At 70.5% G+C, this 1,060-nt stretch carries 2 protein-coding genes; both read left to right on the top strand.

Going from position 1 to position 1,060, the window contains the following annotated elements:
• The first annotated feature begins 65 nt into the window (after positions 1–65).
• A complete protein-coding gene (locus G6023_RS08285) occupies positions 66–797 on the top strand; it encodes a vitamin K epoxide reductase family protein (protein ID WP_182634948.1) in 732 nt (243 codons plus the stop codon).
• 6 nt (positions 798–803) lie between these two features.
• A partial coding sequence (locus tag G6023_RS08280; RefSeq protein WP_182634945.1) for a glycosyltransferase occupies positions 804–1,060 on the top strand: 257 nt, incomplete at its 3' end.

Raw genomic sequence — 1,060 nt, 5'->3', positions numbered from 1 at the left:
ACGCACACCTGAAGGGCCGCAGATCCACCACTCTAACCGCGCACCCGCCCCGGTAGCCTGTGCGTATGCGCGAGACCACAGACGCCGAGCACGTCGACCCCCGACCCGTCGACCCCGGGCACGGCGACACCCAGGGCGCCCCCGCCGGCCCGGTGACGATATCCCCCGCCGCGGCCACCGCCGACGACGCCGCCCACGACACGATCGGCGCGCGCGTGTTCACCGACCGGTGGATCGGCGTGCTCCTGGCACTCGGCTCGGCCCTCGCGCTGGTCGCGTCGTTCCAGCTCAGCCTGGACAAGATCCGGCTGCTGGAGAACCCGGACTACACGCCGGCGTGCAACTTCTCCATCCTCATGAGCTGCAAGAGCGTCATCAACTCCGAGCAGGGGGCGGCGTTCGGGTTCCCCAACCCGTTCATCGGGCTGATCGGTTTCGGCATCGTGATCGCGATCGGCGTCGCCGCCGCCACGGGGGTGCGGTTCCCGCGCTGGTACTGGGTGGGCGCGCTGCTCGGGCTGACGTTCGCCGCCGGATTCGTCCACTGGTTGGCCTACCAGTCGATCTTCCAGATCCAGGTCCTGTGCCCGTGGTGCATGGTCGTGTGGGCGGCCACCATCCCCATGTTCTGGTACACGCTGCTGCACGTGCTGGCCAAGCTCACCCGGGCTCGGTGGGTGCGCGCACTGCAGCGGTGGCACCTGGTGCCCGTGGTGGTCTGGTACCTCGCGGTGGCCGGGGTCATCCTGTGGGCGTTCTGGGACTTCTACTGGGCCGACTTCTTCGCCAACCTCTGACCGGCCGTGGAGTACACCGGGGTCGACGTCGTGATCCCCGCCCACGATGAGCAGGACCTGCTGGCGGGCTGCCTCGACGCGCTCGAAGACTGCATCGCCGCCACCCCGGTCCCGGTGACCGTGACGGTCGTGCTGGACTCCTGCCGCGATGCCACCGAGGAGATCGCGCGGGGCCGGGCCCGGATCGTGCGGACGAGCGCCCGCAACGTCGGCATCGCCCGCGCGCGCGGGTTCGACTCGCTGCGGCGGCCCTCGTCGTCGTC

The organism is Dietzia sp. DQ11-71, from assembly GCF_014144995.1.
GTDB lineage: Bacteria > Actinomycetota > Actinomycetes > Mycobacteriales > Mycobacteriaceae > Dietzia > Dietzia kunjamensis.
Note: the sequence above shows the minus strand (reverse complement) of the source record. Positions and strands in the feature narration are given on the sequence as shown.